This is a genomic window from Hymenobacter sp. (assembly GCF_036387835.1).
Classification (GTDB): Bacteria; Bacteroidota; Bacteroidia; order Cytophagales; family Hymenobacteraceae; genus Hymenobacter.
The window spans coordinates 1-18,091 of sequence record NZ_DASVSY010000050.1 but is presented as its reverse complement, the minus strand read 5'-3'; the positions used below and the strand labels follow the sequence as shown (position 1 = coordinate 18,091).

13 protein-coding genes and 1 pseudogene are annotated in these 18,091 nt (G+C 59.0%); 6 read left to right on the top strand and 8 right to left on the bottom strand.

Annotated features, from left to right (window positions below; genetic code table 11):
* Positions 1-461: 461 nt before the first annotated feature.
* The 6 genes from VF639_RS09925 to VF639_RS09900 all read left to right on the top strand — a co-directional run bounded on the left by VF639_RS09925 (position 462) and on the right by VF639_RS09900 (position 13,357).
* Positions 462-2,321, top strand: coding sequence for a glycoside hydrolase family 35 protein (locus VF639_RS09925; RefSeq protein WP_331145742.1), 1,860 nt, complete (start codon positions 462-464; stop codon positions 2,319-2,321).
* 113 nt (positions 2,322-2,434) lie between these two features.
* Positions 2,435-5,449 carry a SusC/RagA family TonB-linked outer membrane protein gene (locus VF639_RS09920; RefSeq protein ID WP_331145741.1) on the top strand — a complete coding sequence of 1,005 codons (3,015 nt, stop codon included), beginning with the start codon at positions 2,435-2,437 and terminating at the stop codon, positions 5,447-5,449.
* Positions 5,450-5,470: 21 nt separating this feature from the next.
* Positions 5,471-7,009 (top strand): RagB/SusD family nutrient uptake outer membrane protein, encoded by a 1,539-nt coding sequence (locus VF639_RS09915; protein WP_331145740.1) that lies wholly within the window; start codon positions 5,471-5,473, stop codon positions 7,007-7,009.
* Positions 7,010-7,452: 443 nt separating this feature from the next.
* The gene (locus VF639_RS09910) at positions 7,453-8,940 is read left to right on the top strand and encodes an RICIN domain-containing protein (protein ID WP_331145739.1); all 1,488 of its coding nucleotides are present in this window, start codon (positions 7,453-7,455) and stop codon (positions 8,938-8,940) included.
* Between the two features lie 175 nt (positions 8,941-9,115).
* Positions 9,116-10,723, top strand: a complete 1,608-nt coding sequence (locus VF639_RS09905) for a glycoside hydrolase (protein ID WP_331145738.1) — start codon at positions 9,116-9,118, stop codon at positions 10,721-10,723.
* Between the two features lie 213 nt (positions 10,724-10,936).
* The gene (locus VF639_RS09900) at positions 10,937-13,357 is read left to right on the top strand and encodes a glycoside hydrolase family 2 TIM barrel-domain containing protein (RefSeq protein ID WP_331145737.1); all 2,421 of its coding nucleotides are present in this window, start codon (positions 10,937-10,939) and stop codon (positions 13,355-13,357) included.
* Positions 13,358-13,550: 193 nt separating this feature from the next.
* On the opposite strand, the gene VF639_RS09895 is transcribed toward VF639_RS09900, so the two are convergent.
* From VF639_RS09895 to VF639_RS25470, 8 genes and pseudogenes are all read right to left on the bottom strand, one after another.
* Positions 13,551-14,336 carry a LytR/AlgR family response regulator transcription factor gene (locus VF639_RS09895; RefSeq protein WP_331145736.1) on the bottom strand — a complete coding sequence of 262 codons (786 nt, stop codon included), beginning with the start codon at positions 14,334-14,336 and terminating at the stop codon, positions 13,551-13,553.
* A gap of 37 nt (positions 14,337-14,373) precedes the next feature.
* Entirely contained in the window at positions 14,374-14,898 is a 525-nt protein-coding gene (locus tag VF639_RS09890; protein ID WP_331145735.1) for a flavodoxin family protein, read from the bottom strand.
* An 86-nt stretch (positions 14,899-14,984) separates the two neighbouring features.
* Positions 14,985-15,167, bottom strand: coding sequence for a DoxX family protein (locus VF639_RS09885; RefSeq protein WP_331145734.1), 183 nt, complete (start codon positions 15,165-15,167; stop codon positions 14,985-14,987).
* 17 nt (positions 15,168-15,184) lie between these two features.
* Positions 15,185-15,454 (bottom strand): DoxX family protein, encoded by a 270-nt coding sequence (locus VF639_RS09880; protein ID WP_331145733.1) that lies wholly within the window; start codon positions 15,452-15,454, stop codon positions 15,185-15,187.
* Between the two features lie 152 nt (positions 15,455-15,606).
* Entirely contained in the window at positions 15,607-16,641 is a 1,035-nt protein-coding gene (locus VF639_RS09875) for a sensor histidine kinase (protein ID WP_331145732.1), read from the bottom strand.
* A gap of 190 nt (positions 16,642-16,831) precedes the next feature.
* Positions 16,832-17,266, bottom strand: a complete 435-nt coding sequence (locus VF639_RS09870) for a hypothetical protein (protein ID WP_331145731.1) — start codon at positions 17,264-17,266, stop codon at positions 16,832-16,834.
* A 181-nt stretch (positions 17,267-17,447) separates the two neighbouring features.
* On the bottom strand, positions 17,448-18,017 hold the full coding sequence (locus VF639_RS09865; RefSeq protein ID WP_331145730.1) for a hypothetical protein: 570 nt from the start codon (positions 18,015-18,017) through the stop codon (positions 17,448-17,450).
* Positions 17,971-18,091, bottom strand: a pseudogene (locus tag VF639_RS25470) (IS982 family transposase); the annotation flags it as partial. The gene VF639_RS09865 and the pseudogene VF639_RS25470, both read right to left, overlap by 47 nt.

The following is an 18,091-nucleotide window of genomic DNA, read 5'->3' as shown; positions in this document are numbered from 1 at the left end:
ATGTCTTGCGGCATCAAAGCAGATTTCATACTGCCTGGCTCCTCCTTCCTCTAGCTCCTTTTCCGACCCAGACCAATTTATCCCTTTTCTCTGACTTGTATGCCCCAGGTCTTCTTGCGAAACAAGTCCGGATAACCTCGTCGCTACTGGGTTCAGACCAATTTACCCCCGTTTTTTTACTAAAATTCCCCTGTTTCAACCCATTTCGACCCGGTAGCTTTATCAAATCAAAGTATTGAAACTTCCTGGTACCAGCCTGCAGATAAGTTGATGAACTGCTCGCTGGTCTTGCTGCCACTCTCCTGCTAATAAGGAAGCGCAGCACCTTCCACCAACTCTGGCAATAGCTATAGCTACCTCCGACGCGGGCCGCGGGCCTGTACTACTATCGGAGTTGTGCAATCGATTGAAGCTGCCGTGGAGCTTCCTGATCCGCCTCTTTACAAAACCTACCACCCTTTATGAGAAGAGTACTCCACCTATTACTGCTGTTCGTCCTGACTGTCACGCTGCCGCCCGCCGTCGCTCAGCAGGCTAAGCACACCTTTGCGCTAGGCGACGAAAATTTCCTGCTCGATGGCAAGCCGTTCCAGATGATTTCCGGCGAGATGCACTACCCCCGCGTACCGCGCGAGGCGTGGCGGCACCGCATGAAAATGGCCCGGGCCATGGGCCTCAATACCATTGGTACCTACGTGTTCTGGAACCTGCACGAGCCCCAGAAAGGCAAGTTCGATTTCACCGGCAACAACGACATTGCCGCCTTCGTGAAGATGGCCCAGGAAGAAGGCCTGTGGGTGGTGCTGCGCCCAAGCCCCTACGTGTGCGCCGAGTGGGAATTCGGGGGCTACCCATACTGGCTGCAAAACGAGAAAGGTCTGGTCGTGCGCAGCAGGTCGCCCGAGTTTCTGGCCGAGTACCGGGCCTACATTCAGGAAGTAGGCAAGCAGCTGGCGCCGCTGCAAATCAACCACGGCGGGCCGGTGCTGATGGTGCAGGTGGAAAACGAGTACGGCTTCTACGCCAGTGACAAAGAGTACCTCGACCTGAACCGCAAGCTGTTCCTGGAAGCCGGCTTCGATGGGTTGCTTTACACCTGCGACCCCGCCGCTAAGGTAGCCCAGGGGCACTTGCCGGGGCTGCTGCCCGCCGTGAACGGCCTCGATAAGCCCGACGAAGTGAAGCAGATAGTGCGTACCAACCACAACGGCAAAGGCCCCTACTTCATAGCGGAGTGGTATCCGGCCTGGTTTGACTGGTGGGGCGCCCCGCACCACACCGTGTCCGCCAAAAACTACACCGGCCGCCTCGATACGGTGTTGGCTGCTGGCCTATCAATCAACATGTACATGTTTCACGGCGGTACCACCCGCGGCTTCCTAAACGGCGCCAACTTCAGCGACTCCGTTGCCTATGAGCCCCAAATCAGCAGCTACGACTACGACGCACCGCTGAACGAGGCCGGCAATGCTACGCCTAAGTTCATGGCTTTCCGCAGCGTAATCGAGAAGCACTTGCCGGCGGGTACCAAGCTGCCGGCCGTGCCCGCAGCCAAGCCCGCCATTACGCTGCCCGCCATGCAGCTCACTGAAACCGCCAGTTTGTTCGACGTGCTGCCAGCTCCGAAAAGCAATGCCACGCCGCTTTCCTTTGAAGACTTAAACCAGGCCTACGGCTTCGTGCTGTACCGGAGCAAGGTAGCGGGTGGCAGCACCAAGATGTTGAAGATTAAAGATTTGCGGGACTACGGCTTGGTGTATGTCAATGGCAAGCGGGTAGGGGTGCTCGACCGGCGCCTCAAGCAAGACAGCCTCAGCGTAACGCTGCCCAAAGGCGAGGTGCAACTCGATATTCTGGTTGAAAACCTGGGCCGGATCAACTTCGGCAAATACCTGCTGCAAAACCGCAAAGGCATCACCGAGAAGGTTATGCTTGGTAAGCAGGAAGTGAAAAACTGGCAAATGTTCGGGTTGCCCTTCGACCGGGTTGATGCCTCCCTGTTCAAAGGCAAAACCACCGCCGCCACTTCAACTGGCCCGGTGGTGAAGCGCGGCACCTTCACGCTCAGCCAAACCGGCGACACCTACCTCGACATGCAAGCCTGGGGCAAGGGCAGCATCTGGGTCAACGGCCACTCGCTGGGGCGCTACTGGGGCATTGGGCCGCAGCAAACGGTGTACGTGCCGGTGGAGTGGCTGAAAAAGGGTGCCAACGAAGTAGTGGTGCTGGAACTGCTCAAGCCCGAGCAAAAGATTCTGAAAAGTGTACCGACGCCCATTCTGGGCCGCCTTCCCTCGCCAGCGGTGGGAAAATCAAACTAAGTAGTGCCGCTGGTTTTCCTTGTTTCCCCATCCAAATTCTCACCTGTTTGTTTATGACACACCTTTTATTCAGAAGGAAGTACGCTGCGTGCTTACCTCTCTTTTGCCTTTCCGTGACCGGGGCCTACGCCCAGACGAGTACCGTCACCGGAAAAATCACCGATGAGTCGGGGGCGGGGCTGCCCGGCGTGACCGTGCTGGTGAAAGGCACGACCACGGGTACGGCCACCGACAACCAAGGCAACTTCTCGCTGAGCGTGCCCAATGTGGCCACGGGCGTGCTGCAAGTCTCGTTTGTGGGCTACCGCCAGCAGGAAGTAGCAATTTCCAACCGCACCAGCGTAGACATCCGACTGGCCGCCGACACCAAAGCGCTGGACGAAGTAGTGGTGGTGGGTTACGGCACGCAGGAAAAGCGCAGCATAACCAATGCCGTAACCACCGTGCAGGGCGAAGATATTGCCAAGCTAACGGTGGCCGACGTGGGCAGCGCGCTGCAAGGCAAAGCCGCCGGGGTATCGGTGGTGGGAGCAGGCTCGGAGCCGGGCGCAAGCCCGCAGATCCTGATCCGGGGCCTTTCCACCATCAACGGCAACAGCCCGCTCTACGTGGTAGATGGCCTGCCGGTGGCTAACATCAACTACTTGAACCCCAAGGATATTGCGTCCTTGAGCGTGCTCAAGGACGCAGCTTCTGCGGCTATCTACGGTTCGCGGGCGGCGAATGGCGTCATCCTGATTACCACGAAAGCGGGCACGAAAGGGGACCCCAAAATCACGCTCGACGTGACGTATGGCGTATCCAACCCCACCAACATTCCTGAAATGGCCTCCTCGAGTGAGTACGCCCGCATCATGAACCTGGCGGCTACTAACTCCAACCGGCCCGCCGTGTACCCCGATCCGGCTTCGTTGACCTCGACCACCAATTGGTGGGACCAAATAGCGCGCCAGGGTAGCACCCAGAACTACTCGGTGGGCTTGTCAGGCGGCAGCGACCGGGTGGTGTACTCGACCGGCATCAGCTACTTCAAAGAGCAAGGGTTGATCAAGAACTCCGACTTCGACCGGCTTTCGCTACGACTGAAAACCGAGTACCAGGCCGCCAAGCGCCTGAAAGTGGGTGAGGACTTCAACATCTCGGTTACCAACCAGAAGTTCCTAAACAACAATGCCCTGTTTCGGGATGCTTTCAACAACGACCCCATTACCCCGGCGCGGGTAGCAGGTACCTCGGGCAACCCCTACGACTACTACGGCGCCTCGCCGACCGACATTGGCAACCCGCTGGCCGTGGTGGAGCGCAACGACGACAGGCGCAACCAGTACTTTCTGGTGGGCAACGTGTACGCCAACTACGAGTTTGTGCCAGGTTTGATTTTCGAAACCCGGTTCGGCTCCAACAACAACGTGTACGAGCGCAACGCCTTTTCACCGTTTTTCACCATCGACGCCAACGAGCGCAACCAGGTGAACACGGTGACGCGGGAGCACAACCTTGAAATCAACTGGAACAACACCAACACGCTTAACTTCACTAAGTCGCTGGGCGAGCATAACGTGTCGGCGCTGGCCGGCGTGACGTTGGAGCGCTTCTCCACCCGCACGGAACTGGCCGAGGGGCAGGCCATTCCGAGCAACGACCCGAACTTGCGCTACCCCGACGCGGCCACTGCCAACTTCAGGGTAACTGGCAACGACTTCGTTAACACTATTGCTTCCCTCATTGGCCGGGTCAACTACGACTTCAAGGGCCGCTACCTGCTCGGGGCCAGCATCCGGCGCGATGGGGCATCGGTGTTTCCTTCGGCCAACCGCTGGGGCGTGTTCCCGTCGGTGTCGGCGGGCTGGCTGATTTCGGATGAAACCTTTATGAAGGGACTGGCGCCAGTTAACTTCTTTAAGCTACGGGCCAGCTGGGGCCGAGTCGGCAACCAGAACATTCGCAGCATCACCAACAGCGCCTACACCGGCACGCTAGGCCGCGTCTTCTACGTGACCGGCGACGCCCGCACCGAGCAGCTCGGCGTCATTCAAAGCAACGTGCCCAACCCCAACGTGAAATGGGAAACGGTGGAAGACTACGACCTCGGCACCGATCTGGCTTTCCTGGAAAACAAGCTCACGGTGACAGCCGACGTATTTCGCCGCAACACCATGGATATGCTCATGAGCCAATCCATTCCGGCGCACGCCGGCTACGGCTACAACAGCCCGGTTACCAACATTGGTAGCATGAAAACCAACGGGCTGGACTTCTCGGTGGGCTACGCCAAAACAACGGGCGAATTCACCTACGGCGCCAACGTAAACGCCACCCGGGCCGTCAGCAAAATCAACAAGCTGGCGAACGGTCAGGCTTTGTTTTCCGGCAACACGCCCATCTTCGGGCGGCCTTCCAAAACCGAAGAAGGCGGCTACGTGGGCGCGTTCTATGGCTACCAAACCCAGGGTATTTTCCAGACCCAGGAACAAATCAACTCCTACACCGGCCCCGATGGCAAGCTGGTTCAGGCGGACGCCAAGCCCGGTGATTTTCGCTTTGCTGACCTCAACAATGACGGGGTGCTGGATGCCAAAGACCAGCAATATATCGGCAATCCCACGCCGGATTTGACCTTCGGTGTGAACCTGACGGCCGGCTACAAGAACTTCGACTTGCAGGTGACGCTGGCCGGCAGCCTGGGCAACGACGTGGTGAACGTAACCAAAGGCTGGACTTATTCGGGCAGCTACAACTACAATAAAGTATCGGGCCTCGAAGACCTGGCCTGGCATGGGGAAGGCACTTCGAACACGGTGCCGCGCATTGTGGCCAACGACAACAACCAGAATCTGACGCGCTTTTCGGATTTCTATGTTGAAGATGGCTCCTACGCCCGGATGCGCAACTTGCAGCTCGGGTACACGCTGCCCAAGGAGGCCTCGAAGGTGCTGCGCATGAGCAGCCTGCGCCTGTACGTGAGTGCCCAGAACCTGTTCACCATCACCAACTACAGCGGGCTGGACCCCGAAATCGGCTACGGTCGCTACTACACCGATCTGCCGTCGGCGCTGAACCGGGGCGTCGACATTGGCAACTACCCTACTTCCCGCACCTACCTGGTGGGCGCCAACATCGCCTTCTAATTCCCTTTAGCCGCTGCAATCATGAAAAAATATAGCTTCCTCCTTACGTTGGTGCTTGGCCTGGGCCTGCAAAGCTGCAAGGACTTCCTGAACGAGCCACCCCGTGGTCAGCAAACCGTTGACAACTACTTTAACACTGCCGACGAATGCAAAGCGGCCGTTATGGGCTGCTACTCCACCACCGACCAGGATGACTGGTGGAAAATCGACCGGACCCGCATGTTCGGCGATGCCGGCTCCGACGACGCCTGGAAAGGCAATTCTATTGCCGGCGACCAGCGCGAGTTCGGCGACTTTGCCCGCTTCTTCTGGCTGCCCAACAACGAGTGGTTCGACAACCGCTACACCCACATCTACCAGGCCATCGGCAACTGCAACGCGGCCCTGGTAGGCATTGCCAAGGCGCCCATCGATGGGGAGCTGCAGAAGCAGCTGCTGGGCGAAGTGAAGTTTATCCGGGCCTACAACTACTTCGAGTTGGTGAAGGGCTACGGCGGGGTGCCGCTGGTGCTTGCGCCGGTGTCGCCGAGCGAGTCGTTGACGCTGCGCCGCAATACCGCGGAAGAGTGCTACGCGCAGATCATCACTGACCTGAAAGAGGCCGCCGCTGCCTTGCCCGAGAAAGGCGCACAACCAGCCGGCGACCGGGGCCGGGCCACCAAAGGGGCCGCCAACGCCTATCTGGCCAAAGCCTACCTCTACACCGAGAAGTGGGCCGAAGCGCAGCAGTACGCCGAAATCGTAATCAACTCCGCGCAGTACAACCTGAACGACGATTTCAGCCGGGTGTGGAACGCGAATAACGCCAACGGCAACGAGTCTATTTTCGAGCTGAACTACAACGCCAACCAGACCTTTAACCTGGGCACCTACCTCACGGTGGTGATGCGCAGCCGGGCCGACGGCGGCTGGGGCTTCAACACGCCGAGCAGCAACTTAGAGCAGGCTTTTGTGCGGGAAAATGACCCCCGCCTGAAGTGGACCATCATCAAGCAGGGCGACAGTGTGGACGTGAAAACGCCCGGCTTCGACTACTCGAAGTACGACACCAAGCTGTCGGAAAATGAATCGGGGCGCATCAGCCGGAAGATGTTTTTGCAGTTGAAAGACCGGCCCGCCAACGAAGGCAACCACTCCCCCCTCAACCGCATCGAGCTGCGCTACGCCGACCTGCTGCTCATGCACGCCGAGGCCTCGTACCGCCTGGGGCAGGAGGGCAAGGCCCGCACGTCGCTGAATTTGGTGCGCGCCCGCGCCAACCGCCTCAAGCCCGGCACCGTGCTGCCCCGCACCTCCACCGGCCCGGCCCTGCTCGACCACATCTGGCTGGAGCGCCGCCTGGAACTGGCCATGGAAGGTCACCGCTACTACGACCTGGTGCGGCAGCACCGGCTGGTGGCCGTCATTACGGCCTTCAATGCCTACAACCTGACCAGCACCGACCCCTACGACAAGGGCAAAGTGAAAGACCAGATATCCGAGAAAAACAACCTGTTCCCGATTCCTACGCCGCAAATTCAACTTTCCGGCGGCAACGTGGAGCAGAACCCCGGGTACTAAAAGCCAATGCCACGGGTCCTTGTCCTTCCAACGCAGGAGGAATCTGAATCAAGTTATTAACGACGCCACTCAGATTTCTCTTGCATCGGAAGGACAAGAATTCCGGAAACCGGCTGAAAAGGAACGTCCTGCTTGATCTAGCGCCCGCAGGTGGCGCCTCAAGCCAGGGTGCGCAGCCGCAGTCGAAGCATCTCGCGTGCTGATATGACACTAGATTACTACTCCTGCGTCAGCACGCGAGATGCTTCGACAAGCGGATGCCAGATCAAGCAGGACGGCAGTAGGATGACAGATAAAGCAGGACGCCGTCTAGCTGGATAAACACAGATCCTTTGTCAGAGCGCCAGCTACTCACCACTAGTAGCTGGCGCTGCTGACGGCGGGCGAATAATCCCGATTAAAAATTACGTCTCGTTCTCATTACCCACTATTCCAAAATACCCATGAAAAAAAACTATTATTCGCTGCTCTCGGGCAGTGCCCTGTTATTGGCCGTAGCCTTCGGCGGCTGCGCCAAGGAAGACGAACTGGTAGGCCCGGATGCGGCGCCAGCGGCCACCGTAGCCAGTGATGCAGTAGGAGCAGCCGGCATTGCGGGCCTCAACTGGGCCGACGCCCGCGACAACTTCGTGGACGGCGCGCTGGTGCTCTCCGGCCTAGCCGCCTCCGATAGCTACGCCACCGTGCAAGCCAAAACCGACAGAATCATCACCGGCTTTCAAACCAACACCGGCGCCAATACCGTGCGGCTGCCTATCAATCCAGCTACAGTGCTCGGCTCTAGCTGGAACGCCTACCAGGGCGCCATCGACCGGAGTTTGAGCAAGGGCATGAAGGTAATTCTCGCCTGCTGGGAAGCCAACTCTTCCCGCGACGGCCGGGTGGATGATGCCGCGCAGTTCTGGAGCATGTGGCAAACCGTAGTCAGTAAGTACGGCGGCAACGCCAACGTCTATTTCGAGGTCTTCAACGAACCCCACGGCTACAACCAAACCGACCTAGGCAACCTGTACGCCGACTGGCTGAGCCGCTACACCAGCGTTCCGCGGGGCCGGGTGCTGCTTGGTGGCACCGGCTACTCGCAGAACATCACGGGCATAGGGGCCGACAGCCGGTTCAATGGCTGCCTGCTCTCGATTCACATCTACGATTTCTTTTATGGTAGTCCGGCCACTACGGCTGCAGGCTGGGAAAGCGCCTTTGCGGCTAACCTGGGCAGCTACGCCAGCCGGGCGGTGCTAACCGAGTACGGGGCCTTCATGACGACGGGCGTGAACTACAACAGCGCCATTGCCAACGATGTCAAGAAAGCCTACGTCCTGGGCATCACCAACCAGTGCCGCAAGGCTGGCATCAGCAGCGTGTATTGGCCCGGCCTGCGCACTGGAGATTCGTACAGCCTACAGCAATTCGACGGAACAACCATGACTACGACCAGTGCCTCGGGCCTAGGCCGGGTGCAGTACGCCTGGGGCGTGGGTGCGGGCGGCACCAACAACTTTTACCCTACGGCCTACTATCGTATCATCAACCGCAACAGCGGCCAACTCCTGGACGTGAACGGCAGCTCGACAACCACTGGGGCGGGCATAATCCAGTATTTGCAGAACGGCGGCACGAATCAGCAGTGGCAGGTTTTGAGCACCAGCGGGGGCTATTACCGGCTCATCAACCGCAACAGCGGGCAAGCCGTGGACGTTAATAACGGCTCGACAGCCGCCGCGGCGCCCGTCATTCAGTATCCTTACGGCGGTGGTAACAACCAGCAGTGGCAGGTTGCCGACAACGGGGGCGGCTATTTCAGGATAATCAACCGCAACAGCAGTCAGGCGCTGGATGTCAACGGGGCTTCTACGGCTCCCGCCGCCAGCGTCATTCAATATCCGTTCAGCGGCGCCAACAACCAGCAGTGGGAAGTGCTGCAGCAATAATCAAAGCTGTGCCTGAGTAAAAACAGACCGGTTGGTTAACGAAAGTTAGCCAGCTGGTTTTTCTGCCGTATGTTCTTATGGGCTATGCGAATAGGTACTGTCGGAAGGACAGGCGCTAATGTGAATAAAATCTGCAAGTGGCTATCTTTCCCTTGTTTCACTTAAACGATTTGCAATGAGTGTTCCAACTCAATCGGGCGCTTCAGCTTCCACATTCCACAAGCAACATGGCACAAGTGCGCACATCTTGTTAGGGGCGCTCCTGCTGCTGGCCGCTGGTCCGGGTTACGGGCAGGGCAGCCAAACAGGGGCCAGCGCGGCCGCCAAACCCGTAACGGTGCTACTCGACGACGCGAAGACCTACCAAACCATCGACAACTTCAGTGCTTCCGATGCGTGGGCGTGTCAGTTTGTGGGGCAGTGGCCCGCGGCCAAGAAAGAAGTTATTGCCGACTTGCTGTTCAGCACCGCAAGCGCACCCAACGGCAACCCCAAAGGTATTGGCTTGTCGATGTGGCGCTTCAATATTGGGGCCGGCAGCACGCAGCAAGGCGAGGCGAGCGGCATCAAAGACGAGTGGCACCGGGCCGAGTCGTTTTTGCTGCCCGACGGCCGCTACGACTGGACCCGTCAAGCCGGGCAGGTCTGGTTTATGCAGGCTGCTAAGCAGCGCGGAGTGAAGCAGTTTCTGGGCTTTCTCAATAGCCCGCCGGTGCAGTACACGCTCACCGGCAAAGCCTTCGCCGCCGACGGCAAAACCAATATTGCGCCTACTAAGTACGAGGCCTTTGCCAAATTCATGGCCGACGTAGTGCAGGGCGTGCAGCGCAGCACCGGCATCTTGTTCGACTACATCAGCCCCATCAACGAGCCGCAGTGGGACTGGAGCGACCCCAAGCAGGAAGGCAGCCCGTTTAGAAACGAGGAAATTGCCGGCGTAAGCAAAGCCCTGAACGCTGCGCTGGAAGCCCAAAAGCTGCCCACCAAAATTCTGATTACGGAAGCGGGCAAGATCAACTACCTGCTGGCCCCCGAAGACAAGCCCGACCGAGGCGAGCAAATCACCGCCTTTTTCAGTGCTGCCTCGCCCACCTACGTGGGCAATTTGCCCCGTATGGCGCCCGTCGTGGCCGGCCACAGCTACTTCACCACCTCGCCCTACGGCCAGGCCGTAGCGGTGCGTCAGCAGCTGGCCGCCAAAGTAGCCGCGGTGCCCAAGCTTAGTTTCTGGCAATCGGAATACTGCATTCTGGGCGACAACGGCGGCGAAATCAACGGCAGCAAGCGCGACCTGACCATCGAGCCCGCACTGTACCTGGCCCGCGTGATTCACAACGACCTGGTCACGGCCAATGCTACCGCCTGGCAGTGGTGGCTGGCCGTTTCGCCTTACAATTACAAGGATGGGCTGATTTACGTCGATAAAACCAAGGAAGACGGCAACTACCAAACCAGCAAGATGCTTTGGGCGCTCGGCAATTACAGCCGCTACATCCGGCCCGGTGCCGTCCGCATCGACGCCCGCCTCGCCCCCGGCACCGACAACCAATTGCTGGTATCGGCCTACAAAAATGCCGGTGGCAAGCAGTTGGTAACAGTGGTTGTCAACTCCGCCACCACCGCCACTGACCTGCAGCTCAAGCTCGGCAAGAAGCTAGGCGCCGTGCGTACCTACACCACCACTGCCACCACCGACCTGCAGCCCGGCCCGGTCCTGAAAGCCAGTCAGCTGGTACATCTGGCCCCACGCTCAATTACCACCGTGGTGAGCGAAATCCGCTAGTGGCAGCGCGTGCTGCCGTTGCAATAGTAATGTCATGCTGAGCGGAGCCGGAGGCGAAGTCGAAGCATCTCGCTAGTGTGGTAGATCCTTTTACCATTGCAACGATTCGAGCGAGATGCTTCGACAAGCTCAGCATGACAACCGCAAGTCGTTATGCTGCGCCACATGCTCAGCATAACGGTTTTGTCCCTCATTACCTCCCTTGTCCGCCCTATGAAAGGAAACTTGCTACTTCTGCTACTCTTCACCTGTTCCTGGTTTTCCTCCCGCGCACAAACGCCGGCGGCCCGCCAGCAACTGCTTTTCAACGCCGACTGGAAGTTTCACCGGGGCGACGTAACCGCGGGCGAAAAGCCAGACTTCAACGACCAGGAGTGGCGCCGCCTCGAACTGCCCCACGACTGGAGCATTGAGGGGCCGTTCAGTCAGGAATGGGCCAGCGCCACGGCCTTTCTGCCGGGCGGCATCGGCTGGTACCGCAAAACGTTTGACGTGCCCGCCAGCTTCCGCGCCAAGAAAGTATTCGTGTATTTCGATGGAGTGTACAAAAACAGCGAAGTCTGGCTGAACGGCCACTTCCTTGGCAAGCGGCCGAGTGGTTTTGCGTCGTTCCAATATGAGCTGACTCCGTACCTGAATGCCAGCGGCAAGAACGTGCTGGCCGTGAAAGCCGATCATAGCCAGGTGGCTGATTCGCGCTGGTACACCGGCTCGGGCATCTACCGCAACGTGTATCTGGTGGCCACGGCGCCGGTGCACGTCGGGCCGTGGGGCGTAGGCTTCACCACGCCCGAGGTGTCGGCCAGCGCCGCCACGGGCAAGGTGACGGTGGCCGTCAACAATGCCACGGCTGCCGCCGCAAGCGTGTTGGTGAAAAGCACTTTAGTTGATGCGCAGGGCAAGGTGGTGGCTACCGGGCAGCAGCAGGTGCAAGTGAAGCCCAACGCCGAGGCGCCGGCCGCCATAACCTTGAACATCAGCAAGCCCACGTTGTGGTCGGTGGACAACCCGCGGCTGTACAAGCTGCGGGTGGCGCTGTCGGTGCAGGGCAAAGTGACCGACGAAGTGGTAGAGGAAGTGGGAGTGCGCAGCATCCGCTTCGATGCCAACCAAGGCTTCTTTTTGAATGGAAAAAACGTCAAGCTCAAAGGCGTCTGTCTGCACGACGATGCGGGGGCATTGGGCGTGGCCGTACCCGTGGAGGTGTGGGAGCGGCGTTTGCGGGCGCTGAAGGATGTAGGCTGCAACTCCATCCGGATGAGCCACAACCCCCACGCCGACTACTTCTACGCCCTCTGCGACCGGCTTGGCTTCCTGGTGATGGACGAGGCGTTTGATGAGTGGGAGGAAGGCAAAAACAAGTGGGTGGAAGGCTGGAACGTGGGTACGCCCGCCAAGTTTGGCACCCACGAGTACTTCAAGGAGTGGGCCGACCGGGATTTGCGCGACATGATTTCACGCAACCGCAACCGCCCCTCTATCATTATGTGGAGCATCGGCAACGAAATCGACTACCCCAACGACCCCTACACCCACGAGGTCCTGAACACCGGCCGCAACCCCCAAATCTACGGCAAAGGCTACCTGCCCGATCACCCACCAGCAAGCCGCCTAGGCGAGCTAGCCAAGCACTTGGTGGCCGTGGCCAAGCAGGCCGATACCTCCCGGCCCATCACCGCCGCCCTGGCCGGCGTAGTGATGTCCAACTTCACCGACTACCCCGCCGCGCTCGACTTGGTCGGCTACAACTACCAGGAATTCCGCTACCCCGAAGACCACCAGAAATACCCCAACCGCGTCATCTACGGCAGCGAAAACGGTATGGGCCTCAAGGCTTGGAGACCCGTCGATTCGCTGGCGTACATCTCCGCCCAATACCTCTGGACGGGCATCGACTACATGGGCGAAGCCGGCAAGTGGCCCCAACGCAGCAACGGCGCCGGCCTGCTGGACCTGGCGGGCTTCCCGAAGCCGGAATACTACTTCCGCCAAAGCCTGTGGCTAGATAAACCCATGCTCTACCTGGCGGCCGCCGAGGTGCCCAAAGCCGACGAGCAGCCCAACCGCGGCCACCGACGCCTTAATGCCACCTGGAACTGGCCAGCGGGCACCACGGTCCGGGTAGTAGGCTTCACCAACGCCGACGCCGCGGAGTTGTTCCTCAACGGGCAGTCGTTGGGCCGCAAGCAGGGCCAGGAAGTTTATTGGGACGTACCCTACCAGCCCGGCGAGCTGGTAGCCAAGGGCTACAAGAGCGGCAAGGAAGTGAGCCAGAGTACACTGAAAACTGCCGGTGCGCCCGCTCTCATTCAAGCGGCCACTTACCCTGGCTCGCCGGCCGCTAAAGCGCAGAGTGTAACCCAGATTGAAGTAAGTATTGCCGACCAAAACGGCAGCCCGGTCAACACCGCCACCAACGAAGTAACCGTGGCGCTGGAAGGTCCCGCCAAGCTCCTCGGCATGGAAAGCGGCGACCTAGCCAGCCACGAAGACTATAAAGCCGCCAAGCGCCTGGCCTACCGGGGCAAGTTACTCGTTTACGTGCAGGCCACCGCGGCCAGTGGCACCGTTAAAGTGTCGCTCCAGTCGCCGGGACTGAAAAGCAAAGTCGTTGAGTTTAAGGCAATTCAATAGCAGCGTGGTGACTATCAGGCGGAAGAGCAGCTAGGTTGACGGACTTACCGCGCCAGTTGCAGTACGCAGAAAACGCCAGCTTATATTTCACGCAGGGTTTCGCAGGGTCTTTCAAAGGCCACGGCGAAACCCTGCGCTTTTACACCCTAAACCACTGCGTGAACCGCTACTAGGCAGGTAGTGCGTCACTGCTTCATCCTTCCAGCCACTGCTTTACGGCGCTGGCTTTCTCGCGGCTCACCAACACTTCCTCGCCGGGGGCGGGGTGTAGGTCGAGCAGGAGCTTGCCGTTGAAGTGCGGGTGCAGGCGCTGCACGGCCGGGAGTTGAGCAATAAACTGCCGGTTGAGGCGAAAAAACTGCCGCGGGTCGAGCAGGCCTTCCAACTGTTCCAGGGTGTATTCCACCACGTAGCGGCGACCGTCGGTGGCCACGAGCGTGGTGGTTTCGTGGCGGCTTTGAAACCACGCTATTTGGTTGACCGCCAAGGGTAGCAGCTGTTCACCGCTGCGGACTAGAAACCGCGTTTTGTATTGTCGGTCGGGGCGGGGAAGGCTGTCGAGGAGGCGTTCGAGGCGGCGGGCAGTGTCGTCGGTAGCTTCGGGGGAGTGCTGCGCGGCGGGGCTGCGCCACTCACGCAGCTTGGTGAGGGCCGCTTGCAGCTCCACTAGTTTCACGGGCTTGAGCAGGTAATCGATGCTGTTGGCCTTGAAGGCCCGGATGGCGTAGGCGTCGTAAGCGGTGGTGAAGATAACCGGACTGCGCACTACGGCCTGTTCAAACACTTCCAGACTCAGGCCATCAGCCAGCTGAATATCCGAAAGAATCAGGTTGGGAGCGGGGTGCGAGGCCAGCCAGTGCAGTGCCCCGGCCACACTATCGAGCACGGCCAGCACCTGCGCTTCGGGGGTTGCTTCCAGCAGCAAGCGTTGTAGGCGCTCGGCGGCCGGATATTCGTCTTCGAGGAGCAGAACAGTCATGCGAGGCAGGAAGTTGAGAAGTTAGACGGCGTGTTGCTTAGCACAAGCCCCGGAGTTGATGCGCAAGCTGGCGAACTTCTTCCTCGGGAAACGGCTGCTTGAGCGACTGATACAAAGTGACCTCAAACGTCATGTGGAAATACTCAACCGTCCGCCGAAACGGCACCTCAAACCCTTCCGGTAACTCCTGGTCAGAGCCAATGGTGAGCAGGAAAGCGTGCTTGCCGGCTAGCTGGCGACCTAGCTGCTTGTGGGTGTCTGTGAGATTGGTAAATCGGTCGAAAAAGGTTTTCATTGTCCCGCTCATGCTATACCAGTAAACCGGCGTTGCAAATACAATGGCTTGGTGCTGGAGCATCAACTCAGCTAAGTGCTGAAAAGCGTCTTCGCTCGGATAATCGTTCTGGTAGTTATAAGGCGCCACAGGCCAATCCAACAGATCAACGAGTGTGTGCGGAACGTCGGCTAGCACCTGCGCCACCAAGCGGTGCGTGTCGCCGCTGTGGCGGGCGCTGCCAATAATGACCAATGGCCGAGGAACGGCAGATGTAGATGAAGACACGGGGGAGGCTAGTGGGTAAGGCCCGAGGTGCTAAGAGCCTATCCGGATAGGGGATTGTCGGAATGACACAACCTTTGCCTATTTGGTTAGGCTCTAAGCGCCGTTGGCAGGTGTACGCTAAAGTACCACGTCCAGGCAATGAACAACAGCTGCAACGGAATCCGGAACCACAAGTAGCGCGGGCCGGGACCGTCGGTGGTGCCTTTCTGGTAGTTGATATGATGCAAAGCTGCGTGGATGTTAGCCGGGAGGATAAGTACGAAAAACACCAGCAACAACCACCCAGTCAGCACTCGAAGCGCGGGCACCAGCAAGCCACGGCCGCTACCAGCTCCACAACACCCGTAAAATACACCCACGCTTTCCGGGCCGGCAGCCACTCCGGCAGCATCAGCACCATGCCTTGGGTGAGGGTGAAATGCGCCGCGCCCGTAAACAGCAGCATTACGGCCATTGCTACATTGCCCGCCAGTAGGTAGTCCAGATTCCCCGCAAACAAACGAGCAATTCCTAAAGTCAACAAGAAGCTTCCGAGCAGGACGAGTAAGGGTTTCATTTCTTAGAACAAAAAAGAGTAATGAAGAATTGTGCACCTGTCAGGCAGCGCCACATGCGGACGCCAGATCAAGCAGGACGGTCTTGAAGAGTTTCTAAGAGCACAGCACACAAGAATGAAGAACTTCCTGACTGCCCGTGCCAGCCAGTTACTCATTCCGCGTTGCTCATTGATAGAAGCGGTAGTTGCACCCGGAACCAGCCGTTTTCGGTGGAGACGGTGACGGGGTGGGGGGCTTGCAGCAGCTCGTAGCGGTGGCGCACGTTGGCCAGTCCCATGCCGGTGCTTGGGGCCAGGCCGGCCGTACGCAGGCGCAGGGTATTTTCCACGGTCAGGTAGTTGGATTCGCCGTCTGCCGTCAGGTGAAGTTCCAACGGAGAGTCTCGCGAGGCAACATTATGCTTGAGGGCATTTTCCACTAAGAGCTGCACGCTCAGCGGAGCCACGTGGGTGGTGAGGGCGGCCGGAGCTACGGCCACAGTTACGCGCAGCTTGTCGCGGAAGCGGACTTTTTGTAGTGCCAGGTAGGTATCCACGAAGGCTAGCTCTACAGTCAGCGGCACGGTGGGTTTGTCGCGGGTCAGGAGTACATAGCGGTATATATCGGCGAGCTGCTCCACAAACTGTTGCGCGGGTTTGTTGCCGGGTTCAATAAGGGCCGACAACGTGTTGAGGGTGTTGAAAAGGAAATGCGGATCGAGCTGACTTTGTAGGGCTTCGAGCTGGCTTTGCACCCCGGCGCTTTGCAGCTGCTCGGCGCGGCGCACGTTCTGCTCCCACTGCCGGAAGAAGTAGATGGTTTCGTAGAGCGTTTGCACCGCCAGCGTCGGAAACAGGTTAAAGAACGTGGCCGACAGCTGAGCCTGCCAGTTGAGGCTGAAAAATCGGGGCAGCAACCAGTGCAGCGGCACCCGCAGCAGGGCCGTGGCCACGCTCGTAAACAGCACCGACAGCCCGGCCAGGGCCCACAGGCGGCGACTGGTTTGATCTACGTTTGGAAAGCGCCGGAGCAACCAGTCCCACAGCGCCCGGTTACCAATCCAGAGCGCGGAAGTGAAGTACAAGGAAATACCCCAATCAACGAAAAATAGCGGCACCGTCCACATGCTGTGCTCCGCCGCCGTGAGCAGCGTAATAATCAAGCTCAGGATGGGAATACCAAGGAGGCGGAGACGACGGTCGTTCATAGCAGCAAGCAAGATACTCGCCGTTAGGTAAGGGCTGAAGCTGCCGTGCGCCCTCGTTTTCTGTAAATAGCAAGCATGAACCCAAGTGCCATACCCGTATACAGCATCGACGGCAAAAACTGGCTGTATGGTTGATAGGCTTTCAGGACCGTGCCGCTAAAGGCCGACAGCAGGGCCGCGTAGGCGCTTATCATCTTCCAGGTATGCTCGTAGAGCCACCCCCCAGGCTGCCACTGTTGCCGCTAAAACGGCTCACATCATAAACCGTAGTCGTTAGCAGTACCCCGAGAGTGCTGTACATAACCACCGGCGACCAGACCAGGTGAATACGTGGCAGCAGCGCCAGAAAAGCCAGTCCACCCAGCAAAAAAACGCCCGAAAACAAGCCGTCGGCCAAGGTGGGACCCGTGTGGCGAATGCGCAGCGTGCGGTAGCCGGCATACGCGTTGTACACGCTTAGCAGCACAATTAAGGTCAGAAACGGGCGAAAGTTGAACACCGCCAGTCCCAGCACTGCCGTTACTAGCACCACCGTGATGATGCGTAGAAACCAAGGCTCGAACCGCCGGTGCGCCCTACTGCCCTTGGCCGTCAGCAGCGGCACTACCCCTATCAAAAAAACCAATGTGCCGAACAGGATGTGTACACCTATGTTTGAAATGATGCAGAGTTTGCATAAGCAGCGGCCTTCAGGTGGAAAGAAAAGATAGGCTTGCTTAGCGGTGCCCAGGCCACGGCAAGGAACTGCTGGCTGTTGACTCAAGACCAACACATAACTGACGCCAAGCAAGGTTATTCTAGGGTGGCTACCGGTCCGCCAGCAACGGCGCGCCCTGCGAAGCCTGCACAAACAGCGCTGCTACCAGACCGGCGTAAGCAGCAGCGCCCAACCACGTGAGCAACACCGCTCGGCGCGGCCAGCGGCGGCCCAGCCACCAGCCTAGCAGTGGTAGCACCTGCAAGCTATGCAAGCCCAGGAAGTGAGCAATGCGCAGGTCGCCGGCGCGGGTGCTCCACCCCAGGCCGGGCAGGCCCGGTCCACCATCGGGGGCGTCTACCGTGTGGCCGGAATGGCTGATCATGGCCCCGCCTACGGCGCTGCCCACCAGAAACAGCAGCAGCCCGAGCTGTATGCCCCACACGTAGCTGGCGGGGCCGTGGGGTCGGTGCCGCCATACCAGGTAGACAGCCCAAAGTATCAACGCCGTATTGAGCGCAATAAACAGCCCCATCAAGCCGAACAACAAGCCGTTGAGCGGCGAGCTGACGTTGTAATGCGAGGTGGTGCCACGGGCCGCCTGCAAAAAGATAGCTAACCCAAGTTGCAGCCTATAGGCCGGCTTGGTGCAGAGCGTGAGCAAAAATGAAGAGGGCAATTTTTAACGCAAATCCAGCAGCCGTTACGGCGTGGATTTGTTTGGGAAAGCGCGCTGTAAGTTGGCTGAAGCAC

Coding starts and splice junctions, on each gene's coding strand:
- VF639_RS09925 (WP_331145742.1), top strand. CDS start 462: ATGAGAAGAGTACTCCACCTATTACTGCTGTTCGTCCTGACTGTCACG.
- VF639_RS09915 (WP_331145740.1), top strand. CDS start 5,471: ATGAAAAAATATAGCTTCCTCCTTACGTTGGTGCTTGGCCTGGGCCTG.
- VF639_RS09910 (WP_331145739.1), top strand. CDS start 7,453: ATGAAAAAAAACTATTATTCGCTGCTCTCGGGCAGTGCCCTGTTATTG.
- VF639_RS09905 (WP_331145738.1), top strand. CDS start 9,116: ATGAGTGTTCCAACTCAATCGGGCGCTTCAGCTTCCACATTCCACAAG.
- VF639_RS09900 (WP_331145737.1), top strand. CDS start 10,937: ATGAAAGGAAACTTGCTACTTCTGCTACTCTTCACCTGTTCCTGGTTT.
- VF639_RS09895 (WP_331145736.1), bottom strand. CDS start 14,336: ATGACTGTTCTGCTCCTCGAAGACGAATATCCGGCCGCCGAGCGCCTA.
- VF639_RS09880 (WP_331145733.1), bottom strand. CDS start 15,454: ATGAAACCCTTACTCGTCCTGCTCGGAAGCTTCTTGTTGACTTTAGGA.
- VF639_RS09875 (WP_331145732.1), bottom strand. CDS start 16,641: ATGAACGACCGTCGTCTCCGCCTCCTTGGTATTCCCATCCTGAGCTTG.